General features: G+C 60.4%; 26 protein-coding genes. 14 read left to right on the forward strand and 12 right to left on the reverse strand.

Features of this window, described 5'->3' with window-relative positions; translation table 11 throughout:
• Positions 1–45 precede the first annotated feature (45 nt).
• Both ACP7BX_RS28255 and ACP7BX_RS28260 read right to left on the reverse strand, forming a co-directional pair.
• Entirely contained in the window at positions 46–732 is a 687-nt protein-coding gene (locus ACP7BX_RS28255) for an LrgB family protein (protein ID WP_038842213.1), read from the reverse strand.
• Positions 722–1,093 carry a CidA/LrgA family protein gene (locus ACP7BX_RS28260; protein ID WP_426131052.1) on the reverse strand — a complete coding sequence of 124 codons (372 nt, stop codon included), beginning with the start codon at positions 1,091–1,093 and terminating at the stop codon, positions 722–724. Before ACP7BX_RS28260 ends, ACP7BX_RS28255 begins: the two co-directional genes overlap by 11 nt.
• Before the next feature lie 98 nt (positions 1,094–1,191).
• On the opposite strand from ACP7BX_RS28260, the gene ACP7BX_RS28265 reads away from it, so the two are divergent.
• Positions 1,192–2,088 carry a LysR family transcriptional regulator gene (locus tag ACP7BX_RS28265; RefSeq protein WP_426131050.1) on the forward strand — a complete coding sequence of 299 codons (897 nt, stop codon included), beginning with the start codon at positions 1,192–1,194 and terminating at the stop codon, positions 2,086–2,088.
• On the opposite strand, the gene ACP7BX_RS28270 is transcribed toward ACP7BX_RS28265, so the two are convergent.
• Positions 2,069–2,524 carry a flavodoxin gene (locus tag ACP7BX_RS28270; protein WP_033896201.1) on the reverse strand — a complete coding sequence of 152 codons (456 nt, stop codon included), beginning with the start codon at positions 2,522–2,524 and terminating at the stop codon, positions 2,069–2,071. The genes ACP7BX_RS28265 and ACP7BX_RS28270 overlap by 20 nt on opposite strands.
• A 128-nt stretch (positions 2,525–2,652) precedes the next feature.
• Here ACP7BX_RS28270 and ACP7BX_RS28275 point away from each other — a divergent pair, with 128 nt between their 5' ends.
• Positions 2,653–3,120, forward strand: a complete 468-nt coding sequence (locus tag ACP7BX_RS28275) for a PAS domain-containing protein (protein ID WP_426131048.1) — start codon at positions 2,653–2,655, stop codon at positions 3,118–3,120.
• A 58-nt stretch (positions 3,121–3,178) separates the two neighbouring features.
• Entirely contained in the window at positions 3,179–3,784 is a 606-nt protein-coding gene (locus tag ACP7BX_RS28280; RefSeq protein ID WP_314534024.1) for a hypothetical protein, read from the forward strand.
• Between the two features lie 2 nt (positions 3,785–3,786).
• Here the strand turns inward: ACP7BX_RS28280 and ACP7BX_RS28285 are convergent, their stop codons facing one another.
• A complete protein-coding gene (locus tag ACP7BX_RS28285; RefSeq protein WP_426131046.1) occupies positions 3,787–4,737 on the reverse strand; it encodes a MerR family transcriptional regulator in 951 nt (316 codons plus the stop codon).
• Positions 4,738–4,952: 215 nt separating this feature from the next.
• On the opposite strand from ACP7BX_RS28285, the gene ACP7BX_RS28290 reads away from it, so the two are divergent.
• Genes ACP7BX_RS28290 through ACP7BX_RS28315 form a run of 6 tightly spaced genes read left to right on the forward strand, consistent with a single transcriptional unit; the run spans position 4,953 to position 7,881 of the window.
• A complete protein-coding gene (locus ACP7BX_RS28290) occupies positions 4,953–5,513 on the forward strand; it encodes an antibiotic biosynthesis monooxygenase (RefSeq protein WP_426131044.1) in 561 nt (186 codons plus the stop codon).
• A 57-nt stretch (positions 5,514–5,570) separates the two neighbouring features.
• On the forward strand, positions 5,571–6,281 hold the full coding sequence (folM, locus tag ACP7BX_RS28295) for a dihydromonapterin reductase (RefSeq protein ID WP_314534018.1): 711 nt from the start codon (positions 5,571–5,573) through the stop codon (positions 6,279–6,281).
• 20 nt (positions 6,282–6,301) lie between these two features.
• Positions 6,302–6,856, forward strand: coding sequence for a GTP cyclohydrolase I FolE (gene folE / locus ACP7BX_RS28300; protein WP_033896195.1), 555 nt, complete (start codon positions 6,302–6,304; stop codon positions 6,854–6,856).
• A 2-nt stretch (positions 6,857–6,858) separates the two neighbouring features.
• Positions 6,859–7,230: a dihydroneopterin triphosphate 2'-epimerase gene (gene folX / locus ACP7BX_RS28305; protein WP_003176029.1), complete on the forward strand. Its 372-nt coding sequence runs from the start codon at positions 6,859–6,861 to the stop codon at positions 7,228–7,230.
• Between the two features lie 23 nt (positions 7,231–7,253).
• Entirely contained in the window at positions 7,254–7,550 is a 297-nt protein-coding gene (locus ACP7BX_RS28310) for a DUF1244 domain-containing protein (RefSeq protein WP_010206472.1), read from the forward strand.
• Positions 7,543–7,881 carry a HopJ type III effector protein gene (locus ACP7BX_RS28315; RefSeq protein WP_269131998.1) on the forward strand — a complete coding sequence of 113 codons (339 nt, stop codon included), beginning with the start codon at positions 7,543–7,545 and terminating at the stop codon, positions 7,879–7,881. Before ACP7BX_RS28310 ends, ACP7BX_RS28315 begins: the two co-directional genes overlap by 8 nt.
• A 55-nt stretch (positions 7,882–7,936) precedes the next feature.
• Here ACP7BX_RS28315 and trxB read toward each other — a convergent pair whose 3' ends face one another.
• Positions 7,937–8,899: a thioredoxin-disulfide reductase gene (gene trxB / locus ACP7BX_RS28320; protein ID WP_010206474.1), complete on the reverse strand. Its 963-nt coding sequence runs from the start codon at positions 8,897–8,899 to the stop codon at positions 7,937–7,939.
• A gap of 283 nt (positions 8,900–9,182) precedes the next feature.
• Here trxB and cysZ point away from each other — a divergent pair, with 283 nt between their 5' ends.
• The 3 genes from cysZ to ACP7BX_RS28335 all read left to right on the forward strand — a co-directional run bounded on the left by cysZ (position 9,183) and on the right by ACP7BX_RS28335 (position 11,469).
• On the forward strand, positions 9,183–9,950 hold the full coding sequence (cysZ, locus tag ACP7BX_RS28325) for a sulfate transporter CysZ (protein WP_033896192.1): 768 nt from the start codon (positions 9,183–9,185) through the stop codon (positions 9,948–9,950).
• Positions 9,951–10,004: 54 nt separating this feature from the next.
• The gene (locus tag ACP7BX_RS28330) at positions 10,005–11,183 is read left to right on the forward strand and encodes a glycosyltransferase family 4 protein (protein ID WP_426131040.1); all 1,179 of its coding nucleotides are present in this window, start codon (positions 10,005–10,007) and stop codon (positions 11,181–11,183) included.
• A 106-nt stretch (positions 11,184–11,289) separates the two neighbouring features.
• Positions 11,290–11,469: a hypothetical protein gene (locus tag ACP7BX_RS28335; protein ID WP_207041576.1), complete on the forward strand. Its 180-nt coding sequence runs from the start codon at positions 11,290–11,292 to the stop codon at positions 11,467–11,469.
• Between the two features lie 48 nt (positions 11,470–11,517).
• On the opposite strand, the gene ACP7BX_RS28340 is transcribed toward ACP7BX_RS28335, so the two are convergent.
• From ACP7BX_RS28340 to rplU, 7 genes are all read right to left on the reverse strand, one after another.
• Positions 11,518–12,621, reverse strand: a complete 1,104-nt coding sequence (locus tag ACP7BX_RS28340; protein WP_426131037.1) for an NADH:flavin oxidoreductase — start codon at positions 12,619–12,621, stop codon at positions 11,518–11,520.
• Positions 12,622–12,753: 132 nt separating this feature from the next.
• Positions 12,754–13,236, reverse strand: a complete 483-nt coding sequence (locus tag ACP7BX_RS28345; RefSeq protein ID WP_071489177.1) for a glutathione peroxidase — start codon at positions 13,234–13,236, stop codon at positions 12,754–12,756.
• 101 nt (positions 13,237–13,337) lie between these two features.
• Complete coding sequence (locus ACP7BX_RS28350) at positions 13,338–13,802, reverse strand: CreA family protein (RefSeq protein ID WP_015885841.1); 465 nt, start codon at positions 13,800–13,802, stop codon at positions 13,338–13,340.
• 15 nt (positions 13,803–13,817) lie between these two features.
• The gene (proB, locus tag ACP7BX_RS28355; protein ID WP_038842176.1) at positions 13,818–14,936 is read right to left on the reverse strand and encodes a glutamate 5-kinase; all 1,119 of its coding nucleotides are present in this window, start codon (positions 14,934–14,936) and stop codon (positions 13,818–13,820) included.
• 111 nt (positions 14,937–15,047) lie between these two features.
• The gene (gene cgtA / locus ACP7BX_RS28360) at positions 15,048–16,271 is read right to left on the reverse strand and encodes an Obg family GTPase CgtA (RefSeq protein WP_016976186.1); all 1,224 of its coding nucleotides are present in this window, start codon (positions 16,269–16,271) and stop codon (positions 15,048–15,050) included.
• Between the two features lie 193 nt (positions 16,272–16,464).
• Positions 16,465–16,722, reverse strand: a complete 258-nt coding sequence (gene rpmA, locus ACP7BX_RS28365; protein WP_003176049.1) for a 50S ribosomal protein L27 — start codon at positions 16,720–16,722, stop codon at positions 16,465–16,467.
• Between the two features lie 34 nt (positions 16,723–16,756).
• Positions 16,757–17,071, reverse strand: a complete 315-nt coding sequence (gene rplU, locus ACP7BX_RS28370; protein ID WP_007950961.1) for a 50S ribosomal protein L21 — start codon at positions 17,069–17,071, stop codon at positions 16,757–16,759.
• 377 nt (positions 17,072–17,448) lie between these two features.
• Between rplU and ACP7BX_RS28375 the strand changes: the two genes are divergently transcribed.
• Both ACP7BX_RS28375 and ACP7BX_RS28380 read left to right on the forward strand, forming a co-directional pair.
• Entirely contained in the window at positions 17,449–18,417 is a 969-nt protein-coding gene (locus ACP7BX_RS28375) for a polyprenyl synthetase family protein (protein ID WP_426131035.1), read from the forward strand.
• 116 nt (positions 18,418–18,533) lie between these two features.
• On the forward strand, positions 18,534–18,875 hold the full coding sequence (locus ACP7BX_RS28380; protein ID WP_008022504.1) for a zinc ribbon domain-containing protein YjdM: 342 nt from the start codon (positions 18,534–18,536) through the stop codon (positions 18,873–18,875).
• Positions 18,876–18,916: the final 41 nt, after the last annotated feature.

Consider the following 18,916-nt stretch of genomic DNA (forward strand, 5'->3'; position numbering starts at 1 on the left):
CGTACGAGTCAGCGTTGAGAATAGTTGAAATCCATCCAAGCGACGTCAGAGAAGTGCCGCCAATAAAGGCGCGGCGAACAGGTTGAGCAGCCCCGTCAGCACCATCACCAAGCCCGCGACGGAGCCCTCTTCACCGCCCACTTCATGGGCCCGACTCACGCCCGCACCGTGGGCACCCACCCCAAACAATGCACCGCGGGCCAAGGGGGTGCGCAATGGCAACCACTTGAGCAGCACGCCGCCGAGCATGGCGCCGAACACGCCAGTGAACATCACGAACACGGCCGTCAGTTCCGGCACACCACCGAGGTCGGACGAGACGGGCATGGCGAACGGTGTGGTGATGGAGCGCGGCACCAGGGACATCGTCACCGAGGTGTCCAACGCCAGGGCTTTGGCCAAGCCGAATGAGGTGGCGATGGAGGCTACGCTGCCGGCGATCATGCCCAACAACAAGGCCGACCAGTAACGCGCCAGCAACGTGCGCTGCTGCCAGATCGGCACCGCGAAGGCCACGGTCACAGGGCCCAGCACCAGCATCAACCAATGGGTGTCAGCGGAGTATTCCGCGTAGGCGGTGTTCATCGGCACCGCCACGGCCAGCAAGAGTACCGGCACCAGGATCAGCGGCGACAACAGGTAACGCCCGGTGCGACGGTAGATCCAGCGGCTGAAAATGTACGCTCCCAAGGTCAAGGCGAGCCAGAACACCGGCATCAGTTCAAGCTTCATGGCGCAGCCTCCAGCGGCACACCAGTTCGACGGTGAACGCGGTCACCAACATCACCGCAAGCGTGCTGAAGCCAATCACCAGCAGGATGCGCCAGCCGTCATTGCGCAACAGGCCGCCGTAGTCCAGCAGGCTCATCAGCGCAGGAATGAAGAACAGCAACATTTCAGCCATCAACACACCGGCGCCCAATTGCAGGGCCGCCGGCTTGACCAGGCCGCTGGCGAAGGTTGCCAGCAGCAGGCCCAGCCCCACCACGCCGCCAGGGATCGGCCACGCCAACCACACGGCCAATTGGCAACCGAGCAGGTAAATGGCCAACAGCACGATCAATTCAATCAACAGACGGGTGAAACGTTTCATGGGCTTTGGTTCCTCGCAGGCCTCCATTTTAGAGACGCGCACCCCATCCCCACAGCGAATTGTTAGACTGCCAACTATTCCAAATGGGAATCCTGATCATGGAATTCAAACAGCTGCGCAGCTTTGTCGAAGTGATCCACCGAGGCGGTTTTACCCAAGCGGGGAAAACCCTGCACATCAGTCAATCCGCCGTCAGTAAACAGGTGGCGCAACTGGAACAAAGCCTGGGCACCCCGCTGCTGGAACGTACCGGTTCACACGTCCGCCTGACCGCTGCCGGCGAAGTGGTGTTGCAACGGGCTGAAGCCATGCTGCGCTTGCAGACGGAATTGCTGAGTGAGCTGGATGACATGCAGCAACTGGCCCGCGGCGAGTTGCGCCTGGGCCTGCCGCTATTGGCGGGGGATACGTTGTTTGCGGGACTGTTTGCCGAGTACCGCAGGCGCTACCCGAAGGTCACCATCCAACTGCTGGAAGGCGGCAGCCGCACGATCGAACAGGCCATTCTCAATGGTGAACTGGATGTGGGTGGCTGCCTGAATTCCAGTGATCCAGCCTTCGCCCGGCAGGCCTTCTGCGATGAGCCGCTCGACGCCCTGCTGCCGATGGATCACCCGCTGGCGCAGAACGCCCAGGTGCGCCTGGAGGAACTGGCGGATACGCCGTTCCTGATGTACCAGCGCAGCTTTGTGCTCAATGATCGGTTGATCCAGGCGTGCCAGCAGGTGGGTTTCACTCCGAGGGAAATCGGCCGTAGCGGCCAGGCGGATTTCCTCGCCGCTCTGGTCGCGGCGGGCCAGGGCGTGGTGCTGTTGCCCAGTGTGGTTGCCCGTGGGCTGGTGCGACCGGGCGTGGTGCGCCTGACGCTCAAGGCGCCAGACGACCTGCGCTGGGACATTGCGTTTACCTGGCGTGCGGGCGCCTATCTGTCGAAGGCCGCCCAGGCCTGGCTGGCGTTGCTGCGGGAGTTTCCAGTCAGCCGCGCAGTGCAGTGACCAACTCGGCCAACCACGGTTCAGCGTCGGCTTCCGGAGTGACGCTTTCGCTGGCATCCAGGCGCAGCATCGGCAGCACTTCGCGCACACCCAACTCTCCAAACAGCTCGCGCATTTGCTCGCCACCGCCGCAGAAGGTATCGCCATAGCTGGCGTCGCCCAGGCCGATCACCGCACCGGGCAGGCCACGCCAGGCGGCGGGCAGTTGGTCGCGAATCATCGAATACAGGGGCTGCAGGTTGTCAGGCAACTCGCCCATGCCGGTGGTGGACGTCACCGCCAGGAAAGCTTGCGGCGCGAAAGCTTGCACATCCGCCAACGTGGCGCGGGGGTTGTGCCAGGCCTCGAAGCCGGCGGCCTTGAGAATATCGGCAGCGTGGCGGGCGACTTCTTCAGCGGTGCCGTAGACCGAGCCGGAAAGGATGGCGACTTTCATCAATCTGATCCTGTAGTTGAGTGAAAGCCTGGGATATTAACAGCTGGGGCAAATATTTCGGCGCAGCCCGTGCAACATTCGACAGTTGCCATAAACTCCAGGCTCGAAAACAAGCCATGGACCGCTCAATGATTAACGCCAAGCTGATGCAACTGGTCGTCAACGCTTCCAACGACGGCATCGTCGTCGCCGAGCGCGAAGGCAAGGACAAGCCGCTGATCTACGTCAACCCGGCATTCGAACGCCTGACCGGCTACACCCCGGATGAAATCCTCTATCAGGATTGCCGTTTCCTGCAATCGGGAGACCGTGACCAGCCTGCGCTGATGGCGATTCGGGAAGCGATGGAAAATGGCGGGGCCTGCCGGGAAATCCTGCGCAATTACCGCAAGGACGGCAGCCACTTCTGGAACGAGCTGTCGCTGTCGTCGGTGTACAACGAGGCGGACAAGCAGACGTACTTCGTCGGTGTGCAAAAGGACGTCACCCTGCAAGTCAAAGCCCAGCAGCGCGTCACCCGCCTGGAGACCGAACTGGCGCAGCTCAAGGCTGAACTGGCGGTGCTCAAGGCGACGAGCGGATCTAACAAAATTTAGGTAAGGAGGTCATTAGGGGGGATAATGGCATTTTAGTACCCTCTAATGAGCACGAGCGATGCAACGTGACGCGCTTCTGACCCAGGATGAACTGGACTTCATTCAGAACATGCAACACAACCCGCAACTGAACCTGCGGGATGCCTCGTCGAGCCTGACCGTCAACGGCGGTGCGCAGATTCGCGACTTGCTGACCCGGCTCGCCGCCCATGACCATGTCACCCTCCAGGCGCAATTCGACAACCAGCAACTGACCTTCCCGCTGCACTTGGTGGAAGATGAGTTCCATGCGGTTCACCTGCGCCTGGGCGTACCGAGTATTTTCGAGGACGGGCCGATGATCCGCCCCTGGCGCCTGGCGCTGGAAACCCCGGTGGCACTGGAAAATATCAAGGGCACCCCGGGTGCATTGTGGGTGCATGAGGTGTCGTTCAAGGGTGTGCTGGTGGAGATTCGGGGCCGGGTCAAGCCGCCGAAAACCTTTTCACTGTGGTTCAGTCCTTCAGGTTACGAGCGCATTGCGTTGCGCGGAACCTTCGAACGAGAAACCGCACGCGGGCTGTTCGCCTACCGTCTGAGCCAGAGCGACGCCGATGAAACCGAGCGCCTGCGCCAGTTCATCCTGCACCAGCACCGCCTGGTCCACCCTGAAGTCCACGCCTGAGATCAGGTATCCAGGCCACCACCCAGAAATTGCTGTAAGCGGCGCTGCATCAACCGGCCTTCATTGCCCAGGCAGCCGATGGATGAACCGGCGAGGCTTTCCTGCGCCAAGTCCGCTGCATCACCAGCCAACAACAACGGGCAATCCAGGGTCAGCGCCAGACGCTCGAGCCGCAATGGCAGCTCGCTGCTGGGGGCGCGATTGGAAAACAGCACCAAGGCTCGGGGTTGGGTCTTTTCACAGATCAGCGTCAACTCATCGAATGGCTGTCCCACGCCCAAGACCTTGACCGCTTGTTTTTCCCCAGACATCAACAAACCCGCAACCAGCAACTCCAGCTCGCGGCACTCCCCGGCAACGGCGGCCAGCAACACCCGAGGCACCGGCGCGGCGGCGGCCATCTGCAAACGTTGCGCCGTACGCGAGCGCAGGAAATTATCGAAGAACAGCCACTCGCTGGCCTGGCCGAAGCGGCCTTGGTGACGCAACAATGCCTGCCAGAGCGGCATGAGAATGTCCTGGAACACCACGGCGAGGGGATAGGCGGAAAAGATCTGGCCGTACAAACGGTCCAATTGGCGGTCATCGAACGCGCTGATTGCCTGGCGCAATTGCACGCGCCACTGCTCCCATTCCACTTCCGCGCCGAGGGCGGCATCCGGTTCGCTGAGCAACGCGTCGCGCGCCAGGATCCGCCCCACTTTGCTCACCGCCACGCCGCGTTCAATCCAGTCGAGAATCCGGTGCACGGTGTCGATATCGATGCGCGAGTACAACCGATGCCCGCTTTCGGTGCGGGTAGGCTGGATAAGACCGTAGCGCCGTTCCCAGGCACGCAAGGTCACCGGGTTGACGCCGGTCAGCCGAGCGACTTCGCGGATAGGGAAAAGATCGTCGCAAACGGTGCCGTTGTCGGAAGTCGTTTCGCGTTGAGGAGCAATAGTTTCGGGCATCAGAGGTCAAAAACATCCGTGTCGATTTGGATCCCATTTAACGCTTTTTCGGCTGATCGACACAAGCTGAACGACGAACCGACCAAAGTATCTGGTGTATTTCGCTAAAACAGGAATAATCCTTGCCTGTTTTTTCTACGTCGCTGCAACACCCCGCAGCCTCGTTTGTGTGCCGCCTACCCGGCCCAGCGCACTCGCTTATTTGGAGATACACAATGTCTACCTCTCCCGTCACCCTGATGGTTGCGCGCCGCGTGGCCAAGGGTCGCTACGAAGAACTGATGGCCTGGCTGCGCGAAGGCGAGCAATTGGCCACGGACTTTCCCGGCTACCTGGGTTCAGGTGTCCTCGCGCCGCCGCCCAACGATGATGAATTCCAGATCATTTTCCGCTTCGCCGATGAAAAGACCCTGCATGCCTGGGAATTTTCGGCCTCCCGCAGTGCTTGGTTGAGCCGTGGCAGCGAGCTGTTTGCCAACCCGTCCGAGCACCGCGTACGCGGTATCGATGGCTGGTTCGGTGCGGTCGGCGCGCGCCCTCCCCGCTGGAAGCAGGCGGTGGCGATCTGGCTGGCGTTCTTCCCGGTGTCGTTGCTGTTCAATTTTGTCCTGGGGCCCCTGCTCAGCGATCTCGACCTGGCGCCACGCGTGCTGGTCAGCACCATGGCCCTTACGCCACTGATGGTGTACTGGTTCATCCCGCTGTCGACCCATCTGTTGGCCAATTGGCTGCACCCTGCCCCGACCCCACGCAAGGCCAGCGAAGCCGCTGCTTGAGTACAGGGGCGTCCGGTCGCTGGTATAGTTTCAATCTGCCAGCGACTCGAGCCTCCCATGACTGCAACAAACGCCCCGATCCTGATCACCGGCGCCGGCCAGCGGGTCGGCCTGCATTGCGCCCAGCGCCTGCTGGACGAGGGTCACCCGGTGATTTTCAGCTACCGCAGCGAACGGCCCGGCGTACAGGCCCTGCGCGAGCGCGGAGCGATCGGGGTGTTTGCCGATTTCTCCAGCGAGGCTGGCATCCTGGCGTTTATCGCTGAACTGAACAACCATACCCAGAGCCTGCGCGCGATCATCCACAACGCCTCGGCCTGGATCGCGGAAACGCCCGACGACGAAAGCCGCGCCTTTACCGACATGTTCAGCGTGCACATGCTTGCGCCGTACCTGATCAACCTGCATTGTTCACCTTTGCTGCAACGCTCGACACCCGCCGACATCGTGCACATCAGCGATGACGTGGTGCGCAAGGGCAGCCGCCAGCACATTGCCTATTGCGCCACCAAGGCCGGCCTCGACAGCCTCACGTTGTCGTTTGCCGCGCAGTTCGCGCCGCAGATCAAGGTGAATGGCATTGCTCCGGCCATGGTGATGTTCAACGACGGCGACGACGCCGCCTACCGCGCCAAGGTACTTGCCAAGTCGGCACTGGGCATCGAACCCGGCCCCGAGGTGATCTACCAGAGCGTGCGCTATTTGCTGGATAACCCCTATGTCACCGGTACCACCCTGACCGTCAACGGCGGGCGGCATATCAAGTAAGCCGTTTGTGAGGATGTTGTATGACCCTGCCCCATCACTACCGCGAGATCCTCAAAGGCCTGGGCGAAGACCCGGAGCGCGAAGGCCTGCTCGACACCCCCAAGCGCGCCGCCAAGGCCATGCAGTACCTGTGTCACGGCTATGAGCAGAGCCTGGAAACGATCGTCAACGGTGCACTGTTCACTTCAGACAATGACGAGATGGTGATCCTCAAGGACATCGAGTTGTACTCGCTGTGCGAACACCACCTGCTGCCCTTCATCGGCAAGGCCCATGTGGCCTATATCCCCACCGGCAAGGTGCTGGGCCTGTCCAAGCTGGCGCGCATCGTCGACATGTTCGCCCGGCGCCTGCAGATCCAGGAAAACCTCACCCGCCAAATCGCCGACGCGATCCAGGACGTGACCCAGGCTGCCGGCGTGGCCGTGGTGATCGAAGCCCAGCACATGTGCATGATGATGCGCGGCGTGGAAAAACAGAATTCAACCATGAACACCTCGGTGATGCTCGGCGCGTTCCGCGAGTCGAACACCACGCGCATGGAGTTCCTGCAACTGATCGGACGGAGCAAGTAGCAATGCCACAACTTCAACCAGGCATGGCGCGCATCCGGGTCAAGGACCTGTGCCTGCGCACGTACATCGGCATCAACGAGGACGAAATCCTCAACAAGCAGGATGTGCTGATCAACCTGACCATCCTGTATGCCGCCCAGGAAGCCGTGCGCGACAATGACATTGACCATGCGCTGAACTACCGCACCATCACCAAGGCGATCATCGCCCACGTCGAGGGCAACCGCTTTGCCCTGCTGGAGCGCCTGACCCAGGAGCTGCTGGACCTGGTGATGAGCAATGAATCGGTGCTATACGCCGAAGTCGAAGTGGACAAGCCCCATGCCTTGCGCTTTGCCGAGTCGGTTTCGATTACCCTGGCGGCCAGCCGTTAACCCCTGAATTGTCAGTGAGCCCTATGAACGACCAACAACGCCTCGAACTCGAAGCCGCCGCCTTCCGCCGGCTGGTGGCGCACCTGGACAGCCGCAAGGATGTGCAGAACATCGACCTGATGAACCTCTCGGGCTTCTGCCGCAACTGCTTATCCAAGTGGTACAAGGCGGAGGCCGACGAGCGCCAGATCGAGCTGAGCCTCGATGACGCCCGTGAAGTGGTGTACGGCATGCCGTACGCCGAGTGGAAAGCCCAATACCAGAAAGAAGCCAGCGCCGACCAACAGGCGGCGTTCGCCAAAGGAAAAACCCATGACTGATCTGAACACCCTGCGCACCAGCCTCAACAGTGGCGAACATGTTTTTGCCGATACCCTGGCGTTTGTCGCTGCTGGTTATGACTACCAGCCGCAAGCCTTTACCAACGGCGACGTGGAAAACGCTGCCGGGCAGAACGAAGGGTCATGCAAGACCCTGGGCCTGGCGCTGCTGGAAGGTCTGAGCGATCAGGAAGCACTGCTGGCGTTTGGCGAGCATTACCGCTCGGTAGTGGCGACGCCTGAGGGCAGCGATCACGGCAATATCCGTGCGTTGATTGCGAATGGCTTGGCCGGTGTGAAATTCAGCGCATTGCCGCTGACCCGCCGCTGATCAAATCGCGGACATAAAAAAACCGGCCTCTCAGCCGGTTTTTTGTTTTAACGATTTAGAACGAAGCGTCCTTCAAACCATCGAGGTAACGCTCGGCATCCAGTGCCGCCATGCAACCGGCGCCGGCCGAGGTAATGGCCTGGCGGTAGACGTGGTCGGCCACGTCACCGGCAGCGAAGATGCCTTCGATGTTGGTGGCAGTCGCGTTGCCTTCGCGGCCGCCCTGCACCACCAAGTAACCGTCTTTGGCTTCCAGCACGCCTTCGAACAGCGAAGTGTTCGGGGTGTGGCCGATAGCGATGAACACGCCGTCGACTTTCAGCTCGTCGAAGCTCCCGTCGTTGTTCTTCAGGCGGGCACCGGTCACGCCCATGTTGTCGCCCAGGACTTCGTCCAGGGTGGCGTTGAGCTTGAGGATGATCTTGCCTTCAGCCACACGGGCGTGCAGCTTGTCGATCAGGATCTTCTCGGCGCGGAAGGTCTCGCGGCGGTGAACCAGGGTCACGGTGCTGGCGATGTTGGCCAGGTACAGTGCTTCTTCCACAGCGGTATTGCCGCCACCGACTACGGCGACTGGCTTGTTGCGGTAGAAGAAACCATCGCAGGTCGCGCAGGCGGAAACGCCCTTGCCCATGAACGCTTCTTCCGATGGCAGGCCCAGGTAGCGGGCGCTGGCGCCGGTGGCGATGATCAGCGCGTCACAGGTGTACACGCCGCTGTCGCCGGTCAGGCTGTAAGGCTTCTTGGAGAAGTCGACCTGGTTGATGTGGTCAAACACGATCTCGGTTTCGAAACGTTCAGCGTGTTCTTTCATGCGCTCCATCAGCACCGGGCCAGTCAGGCCGTGGACGTCGCCCGGCCAGTTGTCGACTTCGGTGGTGGTGGTCAGTTGACCACCCGCCTGCATGCCAGTGATCAGCAGCGGCTTGAGGTTGGCCCGGGCAGCATAGACCGCAGCGCTGTAACCGGCAGGGCCGGAACCCAGGATAATCACTCGCGAATGACGGGTATCAGACATGACTCACTCCTATCGACCACCCAGACTACAAGGCGGCTGGAATAAAAAAGGGACCACGAAGCACTTGGGGAAGGCTTCAACTCGCAGACCCTGAAAAATAATGGGTGCAGCGTATCGAGGGGGGCAAGATTAAGGAAATACGGAATAACAATCCAGCTCATAGGTGGTCTCTATGCAGTCACCGCTGTTGATCAACACCTTTGTTACCACTGATGTCGCCGCTTTCGCCTGTTAAACAAAGCCGGTAAGGTCGGCGCGTTCGTCACTTTGTTCGGAGTTCTCCATGCCCGCCCCTGCTCTTTCCGGCCCGCAATACCTGCGTGAAGGCCTCAAACTGGTGCTGAGCCCCGGCCTGCGCCTGTTTGTGCTGCTGCCGCTGGTGATCAACCTGGTGCTGTTCGTCGGCTTGATCTATTTCGCCGGTCATCAGTTCAGCTTATGGGTCGATCATCTGATGCCGACGCTGCCGACTTGGCTGAGCTTTCTGAACTACCTGCTCTGGCCCCTGTTTGTCGTGTTGGTGGTGTTGATGGTGTTTTTCACTTTCACCATGCTGGCCAACATCATCGCGGCGCCCTTCAACGGTTTTCTCTCGGAGAAAGTGGAAGTGGTGGTACGCGGCACCGATGATTTCCCGGCCTTCAGCTGGGGCGAGTTGATCGCCATGGTCCCGCGCACCCTGGCCCGCGAGATGCGCAAGCTGGGCTACTTCCTGCCACGGGCCATCGGCCTGTTTATCCTGTCGTTCATACCCGTGGTCAACCTGATCGCCGCCCCGCTGTGGCTGCTGTTCGGCGTGTGGATGATGGCGATCCAGTACATCGACTACCCGGCGGATAACCACAAGCTGGGCTGGAACGAGATGCTCGCCTGGCTGCGCCAGAAACGCTGGCAGAGCATGAGCTTCGGTGGGATTGTCTATCTGGTGCTGCTGGTGCCGGTGGTCAACCTGTTGATGATGCCGGCAGCGGTGGCCGGCGCCACGTTGTTCTGGGTGCGTGAACAAGGTGCCGAGGCAATGGCACAGCAGCAAAAAGTGACCCAGTCATAAATCCATCATCTCGATGACACAATGACGACATGGCCCACGGCGACACTGTGGGTCATGACGACAGCCTCGCTTCACATCACCCTCATTACCGAAACCTTCCCGCCAGAGATCAACGGGGTGGCCAATACCCTTGGTCGCCTGTGCGAGGGTTTGCGCGCTCGCGGCCATCAAGTCGAGCTGGTGCGCCCACGCCAGGGTGTCGACCAGAGCCGCCCCAGCGACGACGCCCTGCTGCTGTGCCGTGGCTGGCCGCTGCCGGGTTATCCGGGCCTGCAATGGGGGCAGTCGTCGATGCACAAATTGCTGCGGCGCTGGACCCGTCAGCGCCCGGATGTGCTGTACATCGCCACGGAAGGACCGCTAGGTTTGTCCGCGCTGCGCGCCGCGCGTCGTTTGGGGATCAGCGTGGTCAGCGGCTTTCACACCAACTTTCAGCAGTACTCGAACCAATACGGCCTGAGCCTGCTGAGCCGGATGGTCACTCACTATCTGCGCTGGTTCCATAACCGCTCGACCCTGACCCTGGTGCCCAGCGCCAGCCAGCGCCTGGAGTTGGAACGCAAGCATTTCGAGCGTCTGGGCATGTTGTCGCGCGGAGTGGACAGCCAGTTGTTCCACCCGGCCAAACGCGACAATGCATTGCGGGAAAGTTGGGCGCTGAACAGTGAGCAAACCGCCGTGCTCTATGTGGGACGGCTGGCCCAGGAGAAAAACCTGGGGTTGCTCAAGCGCTGCTTCGAGACCTTGCAGGACACCTACCCTCTGCGTCAGATGAAGCTGATCATCGTCGGTGATGGCCCGCAACGCGCGACGATGGAAAAGGAGCTGCCGGAGGCGATTTTCTGCGGCACCTTGCGCGGTGAGGAACTGGCGCGGCACTACGCGTCAGGTGATGTGTTCCTGTTCCCCAGCCTGACTGAAACCTTCGGCAATGTGGTGCTGGAAGCGATGGCGTCGGGGTTGGGTGTGGTGGCCTACGATCAGGCAGCGGCGAGCCAGCATATTCGCCATGGCTACAACGGCGTGCTGGCGATGCCGGGGGATGAGAACGCGTTTTGCGAGGCGGCCAACTGGCTGCTGGAGGACGCCGAAAGCCTGCGTCGCATGCGCCTGAATGCACGTCAGCATGCAAGCCGCCAGGGTTGGCCAGCGATTATCGAACAGTTCGAACGTCAATTACGGGGTGTATGCGGCGAAAACTTTGCGCTTCCTACACAGCCTTACGTACGATGAAACCCTAAGTCTTTCCTTATATTTAAGTCAGGAACTGCTTAAAGCGAAATACCAATTATTGATACCTGTTATCTGAGCAGGGCTTTCAATAATGGAGATACGGTATATGTCAGCTTACGGAATGGGTGTACGCAATGGCGTCAACATGCCAAACGCCGAATGGACGCGTCAGCAACAATGGTTGGATAAATCTCGAGCAGAACCGCCTGTCTACGGTCAACCGGGGCATAAAGACCCGAACAAAACCGATCACACAAAAGAACTGTACAAAGGCCCGCAGTACTGACGCCTAACGCCATAAAACTCCCTGTGTCATCACAGGGAGTCCAGCCACTCACACCAGAGTCGTCAACGCCTCACGACTGAAAGGCAGGATGTCGCCCTCGCGGCCTTCGCGCACCTTCAACGCCCAATCTGGGTCGACCAGCAGTGCACGACCTACCGCCACCAAGTCGAACTCATCGTTATTCAGGCGCTCCAGCAGCTTCTCGAGGCTGGCCGGTTGCGCGACCTTGTCGGTGTTGACCATGAATTGCAGGAACTCGCCATCCAGGCCGACGCTGCCCACGGTAATGGTCGGCTTGCCGGTGAGCTGACGGGTCCAGCCGGCGAGGTTGAGGTCGGACCCTTCGAATTCAGGCTCCCAAAAACGGCGCGTGGAGCAGTGGAAAATGTCCACACCCGCGTCAGATAACGGTTTGAGGAATTCGCCCAGCGCCTCGGGGGTTTGTACCAGCCGCGCGGTGTAATCCTGCTGCTTCCACTGGGAGAAACGGAAGATGATCGGGAAGTCCGGGCCGACGGCGGCGCGGGTGGCCTGGATCAACTCGATGGCAAAACGCGAGCGGTTGGCCAGGCTGCCGCCGTATTCATCAGTGCGCTGGTTACTGCCTTCCCAGAAGAACTGGTCGACCAAATAGCCGTGGGCGCCGTGGATTTCAACGCCATCCATACCGATGCTCTGGGCATCCTTGGCGGCTTGGGAGAAGGCGTTGATCACCTCCTTGATGTCTTGATGGGTCATGCCGTGCACGACCACGTTGCCATCCTTGAGCTTTTCCATCGGGCCGTAGGCTGGCACGCTGGCATCCGGCTCGGTGCCGATGCGGCGCACGCTGCCCACATGCCACAGCTGCGGGACGATCTTGCCGCCTTCGGCGTGTACCGCGTCGACGACTTTCTTCCAGCCAGCCAGGGCGGCTTCACCGTAGAAGTGCGGGACGTTGGGGTAACCGTTCGAGGCCTGGTGGCCGACCACGGTGCCTTCGGTGATGATCAGGCCCACGCCGGCAGCGGCGCGGCGACGGTAGTACTCGATGACTTTGGAGTTGGGGACACCGCCAGGCGAAAACGAGCGGGTCATCGGCGCCATGACGACACGGGTCGACAGCTGCAACGCACCGAGCTGGAAGGGTTTGAACAAGGCTTGGACGGGCATGGGGGCACTCCACGGAAGTCGGGGTTTATGATGTGGATAATATGGGGAGTGCAGCGTGCTGGGTAGCACTATTGATCTGGGTGATTAAGGGGTAAAAGTGCAGGAGCCGGCCTGGCTCCTACAGAAGGGGGGTCAGCTCAGGGCTTTTTCGATGGCCTGGACGATTGTCGGATCATCCGGCGCCGTGCGCGGGGAGAAGCGTGCAAGCACTCGCCCATCCTTGCCCAGCAGGAACTTCTCGAAATTCCAGGTGATGTCCCCAGGAAACTCGGCACCCTCGCCCGCCAGCAAGCGGTACAACTGATGACGATCAGGCCCATTGACCTCAAGCTTACTGCCCAGCGGGAAGGTCACCCCGTAATTCAGGCTGCAGAATTCCTGGATCTCTTCTTCGGTACCCGGCTCCTGGCCGGCAAACTGATTGCACGGCAGGCCAAGCACGGTAAACCCTTGGTCCTTGTACTGCTGGTAAAGGTTTTCCAGCGCCGCGTATTGCGGGGTCAAACCACATTTGGAGGCCACATTCACCACCAGCACAACTTGCCCCTTGAAGGGCGCCAGCGGCAGTTCTTGTCCGTCCAAAGCTTTGAGTTTCAGGTCGTGGAAAGCACTCATGACGAACTCCAGATATCCCATGTTCTTCGCATTGCGGCACGTCGAGATTACAACCCGCAAGCCTGCAATCATAGACGCCGATTGCAAAACCCGCCTGCAGGTTACTGAGCGGTCGGCCAGGGCAAAATCGGAATGGCGGTCACGGCGTTTTGCGGGCTGCCTTCGATCAGGCGGTCGCTGTACACCAGGTAAACCAGGGTGTTGCGCTTCTTGTCGAGGAAGCGCACCACCTGCATGGTCTTGAACACCAGGGAGGTGCGTTCCTTGAACACTTCGTCGCCGTCCTTGAGCTCGCCCTTGAAGCGGATCGGGCCAACCTGGCGGCAGGCAATCGAGGCTTCGGCGCGGTCTTCGGCCAGGCCCAGGCCGCCTTTGACGCCGCCGGTCTTGGCACGCGACAGGTAGCAGGTCACGCCGTCGACCTTGGGGTCATCGAAGGCTTCAACCACGATCCGGTCGTTGGGGCCGACAAACTTGAACACCGTCGACACCTGGCCGATTTCTTCAGCCGAGGCCAACAGTGGCATGGCCAACAGCAGGCCGAGCAATCCCTTCATGACACGCATGGTGTATTCCTTTGGTTAGACCAGGATCAGGTTATCGCGGTGAACCAGTTCCGGTTCGGCCATGTAACCCAATAGTCCGACAATCGCATCGGAGGATTGTCCAATGATTTTCTGCGCTTCGAGCGCGCTGTAGTTGGCCAGGCCGCGAGCGATCTCACGACCGTCCGGCGCCACGCACACCACCATCTCGCCCCGGCGGAAACTGCCCTGCACCAGCTTGACGCCGACCGGCAGCAGGCTCTTGTTGCCTTGAGACAGCGCCGACACCGCGCCATCGTCCAGCACCAGGGTGCCACGGGTTTGCAGATGACCGGCCAGCCATTGTTTGCGCGCCGCCAGCATGCCGCGCTCCGGCGACAACAGCGTACCGATGCGCTCGCCGGCCTTGAGACGGTCCAGCACGCGCTCGATGCGCCCGCCGACGATGATGGTGTGGGCACCGGAACGCGCCGCCAGACGCGCCGCACGCAATTTGGTCTGCATGCCACCACGGCCCAGGGCGCCGCCGACACTGCCGGCCACGGCGTCCAACGCCGGGTCATCGGCGCGGGCTTCGTAGATCAGCTGGGCTTCGGGGTTGTTGCGCGGGTCGGCGTCGAACATGCCGTCGCGGTCGGTGAGGATCACCAACAGGTCGGCTTCCACCAGGTTGGCCACCAGGGCGGCCAAGGTGTCGTTGTCGCCAAAGCGGATTTCGTCGGTGACCACAGTGTCGTTTTCGTTGATCACCGGGATGACTTTCAGCTCCACCAGCGCGCGCAAGGTGCTGCGGGCGTTGAGGTAGCGCTTGCGGTCGGACAGATCGTCGTGGGTCAGCAGGATCTGCGCCGTGTGGCGGCCGTGCTCGGCAAAGCTGGACTCCCAGGCTTGCACCAGGCCCATCTGACCAATGGCGGCGGCGGCTTGCAGTTCGTGCATCGCGCTGGGTCGCGCGGTCCAGCCGAGGCGGCTCATCCCGGCGGCAACCGCCCCGGACGACACCAGCACCAACTCCACACCGGCCTCATGCAAGGCCACCATCTGCTCGACCCAGACGCTCATGGCTGCGCGATCGAGCCCCTTGCCATCCGCCGTCAGCAACGCACTGCCGATCTTCACGACCCAGCGCTGCGCACCTGTCACTTTGCTCCGCATCATCTTCAACCTTAGATTGAGGGCTGCGCGACCCAGCGCGGCCCATAACGTTAAACCCGGATACTAAAACGCCGCTCTAACAGGAGCGGCGTTCAAGTTTATCGCAACGAATCAGTCGCGCACGTAAATGATTTCAGGACCGTCTTCATCATCCACGTCTTCTTCGTCCCAATCATCGTCACCGATGTCGTGGACCGACTTCACGCCGCTGCGGCGCAGGGCACGCTGGTCGTCCAGCGCTTGCAGCTGGGCACGGGCTTCGTCTTCGATCTGTTGATCAAGCTCAGCCAGTTCGGCCTTGAACACCGGGTCGGCCGCCAGGCGGTCGGCGCGGTCTTCGAGGTAGCGCATGATGTCGCGGGTCAGGCGCTCGGTGCCTTCTTTGGCGATGGCCGAGATCACGTAGACCGGGCCTTCCCACTCCAGGCGGTCAACGATTTCCTTGACGCGCTCTTCATGCTCTTCTTCCAGGATCTGGTCGCACTTGTTCAGCACCAACCAGCGATCACGCTCGGCCAGGGCCGGGCTGAACTTGGTCAGTTCGCTGACGATCACTTCGGCGGCGTCCGGTGCGCTGGTGTCATCCAACGGCGCCATGTCGACGAGGTGCAGCAGCAAACGGGTACGCGACAAGTGCTTGAGGAAGCGAATCCCCAGGCCTGCGCCATCGGAAGCCCCTTCGATCAGGCCGGGAATGTCGGCGATCACGAAGCTTTTCCAACGGTCGACGCTGACCACACCGAGGTTTGGCACCAGGGTGGTGAACGGGTAGTCGGCGACTTTCGGCTTGGCGGCCGAAACCGAGCGGATGAAGGTACTTTTGCCAGCGTTCGGCAGACCCAGCAGGCCCACGTCAGCGAGTACTTTCATTTCCAGCTTGAGGTCACGCTGCTCGCCCGGCTTGCCTGGCGTGGTCTGGCGTGGCGCACGGTTGGTACTGGACTTGAATCGGGTGTTACCCAGACCGTGCCAGCCGCCCTGTACAACCATCAGCTTCTGGCCGGCCTTGGTCAGGTCGCCGATCACTTCCTGGGTCGCGGAGTCGATGATCGTGGTGCCAACCGGTACGCGCAGTACCAGGTCTTCACCTTTTTTACCGGTGCAGTCGGTGCTGCCGCCGTTGGAGCCACGCTCGGCATCGAAGTGCCGGGTGTAACGGTAGTCAACCAGGGTGTTGAGGTTTTCGTCGGCCATCATGTAGATGGAACCGCCGTCACCGCCGTCACCGCCGTTGGGGCCACCGTTTTCGATGAATTTTTCGCGACGGAAACTCATGCAACCGTTACCGCCGTCGCCTGCTTTTACTCGGATGGAAACTTCATCAACGAACTTCATAACAAAACGCCTCTCGCCGCACGGACGAGCTTAAGAAACCAAGACATAAGACTCTTGCAAAAATGAGCGCAGCGACCTCAATCAGCGACCGCAAAACCAGCGCCTGAGCCCATTACAAACAGCTTTGCAAGAGACTCACCCCACAAACGAAAAAGCCCCGTCGCAAGACAGGGCTTTTCCAGCGATCTCGCAATTAAGCTGCGACAACGCTCACGTAACGGCGGTTGAACGCGCCTTTTACTTCAAACTTGATCACGCCTTCGATTTTCGCGAAGAGGGTGTGATCTTTACCCATGCCTACACCGTAACCGGCGTGGAATTGGGTGCCGCGCTGACGCACGATGATGTTGCCCGGAATGATTTTCTGGCCGCCATACATCTTCACGCCAAGGCGTTTGGCTTCTGAGTCGCGACCGTTACGGGTACTACCACCAGCTTTTTTGTGTGCCATGAGTCAATTCTCCTAGTGAGGAATTAGGCTGAAATTAAGCCTGAATACCGGTGATTTTGATCTCGGTGTACCACTGGCGGTGGCCCATACGCTTCATGTGGTGCTTACGACGACGGAACTTGATGATGCGGACTTTATCGTGACGACCTTGGGAGATCACTTCAGCCACAACGGTAGCGCCAGCAACAACTGGAGCGCCGATGTTCACGTCATCGCCATTGGCGACCAACAGAACGCGATCAAAAGTAACGGATTCGCCGGTAGCGACTTCCAGTTTTTCGATCTTCAGGTATTCACCTGGGGCGACTTTGTATTGCTTGCCACCAGTAACAATTACTGCGTACGACATGGTATTTCTCCGATAATCCTGCTCACCCAGCGCTTTATAAGAAGAGGTATTGGCTGGCATGGCTGCATGGGATGGACGTCCCTAATGCAATTGCGTAAGGCAGGTGCTGCCCAGGAAGTTCAGGGTGCGCGATTGTACGCAAGGCTTTGACGCGTTGCAAGTGGCCGCCAATCGCCGTGAAAGCGTAGCGAGCGAAGGGAAGACAAGGAAAAAACAGGCGAGGAAGCGGAGTTTACTGGCTGTAAATGAGCATTCCGAGCCTGTTTTTGACGCAGGATTACCGAGCGCAGTAGCTTTCACGGTGATTGGGAGCGCCTTGACACTGGGGGGCCTGGGTCCTAGCATGCCGCGCAACCCTTCTGGAGCGACTGTCGCTGATGCAACCCCAAGCTTTCTACCGCGCGGTCGCGGACGATTTTAGCGCCGTCGACGGCATCATCAAGAAGCAGCTGACTTCTAAAGTGCCGCTGGTCTCCAAAATTGGCGACTATATTACGTCGGCGGGCGGTAAGCGCCTGCGTCCTTTATTAGTGCTGCTGTGCGGCAAGGCCCTGGGTCGCGAAGGCGATGACCTGCGCCTGCTGGCAGCCACGATCGAATTCCTGCACACCGCCACCCTGCTGCATGACGACGTGGTCGACATGTCCGGCATGCGCCGTGGCCGCGAGACCGCCAATGCCATGTGGGGCAATGCCCCAAGCGTGCTGGTGGGCGACTTCCTGTACTCGCGCTCGTTCGAAATGATGGTTGAACTCGGCTCGATGCCGGTGATGAAGATTCTTTCACAGGCCACCCGCATCATCGCCGAAGGCGAAGTGTTGCAGCTGTCGAAGGTCCGCGACGCCAGCACCACCGAAGAAACCTACATGGAAGTGATCCGCGGCAAAACCGCAATGCTCTTCGAAGCCTCCACCCACAGCGCCGCTGCGTTGTGCGGTGCAACGGCCGAACAGGCCGAAGCCCTGCGCACCTTTGGTGATCACCTGGGCGTGGCGTTCCAACTGGTCGACGACCTGCTCGACTACAAGGGCGACGCTGAAACCTTGGGCAAGAACGTCGGTGATGACCTGGCTGAAGGCAAGCCAACCCTGCCGCTGATCTACACCATGCGCGAAGGCACGCCGGAACAGGCCGCCCTGGTGCGCAAGGCGATTCAGAAAGGCGGGATCGAAGACCTGGAGGCCATCCGCGCCGCCGTGGAAGCCTCGGGTTCGCTGGAGTACACCGCGCAACTGGCGCGTGACTACGTGGCCCGTGCCATCCAGTGCCTGGGAGCCCTTCCCGCCAGCGAATACCGCGACGCCCTGGTCGAGCTGAGTGAGTTCGCGGTTGCGCGTACGCACTAAAACGTGGGCCTATGTGGGAGGGCCCCCTCCCACATTTAGATTTCATACAACCTGTAAGACTACAAAACCCTATATAATGTGCGCCCTTTAGCCATCCTGACTCTCAAGGAGCCTTAGTGAGCACGTTGCCACCCTGCCCGAAATGCAATTCCGAATACACCTACGAAGACGGCGCCCAGCTGATCTGCCCGGAATGCGCCCATGAGTGGTCCGCCAATGGCGAGGCCGAAGCAGCCAGCGATGACGCCGTGAAAAAAGACTCCGTCGGCAATGTGCTGCAGGACGGCGACACCATCACCGTGATCAAGGACCTCAAGGTCAAGGGCACTTCCCTGGTGGTGAAGGTCGGCACCAAGGTCAAGAACATCCGCCTGTGCGACGGCGACCACGATATCGACTGCAAGATCGACGGTATCGGCCCGATGAAGCTCAAGTCCGAGTTCGTGCGCAAAGTCTGAATAGGCTGCCTCCATCCCGCGCCCGCCGCGGGATGGCGTTT

The organism is Pseudomonas sp. DWP3-1-3b3, assembly GCF_049896305.1.
Classification (GTDB): Bacteria; Pseudomonadota; Gammaproteobacteria; order Pseudomonadales; family Pseudomonadaceae; genus Aquipseudomonas; species Aquipseudomonas azotoformans_A.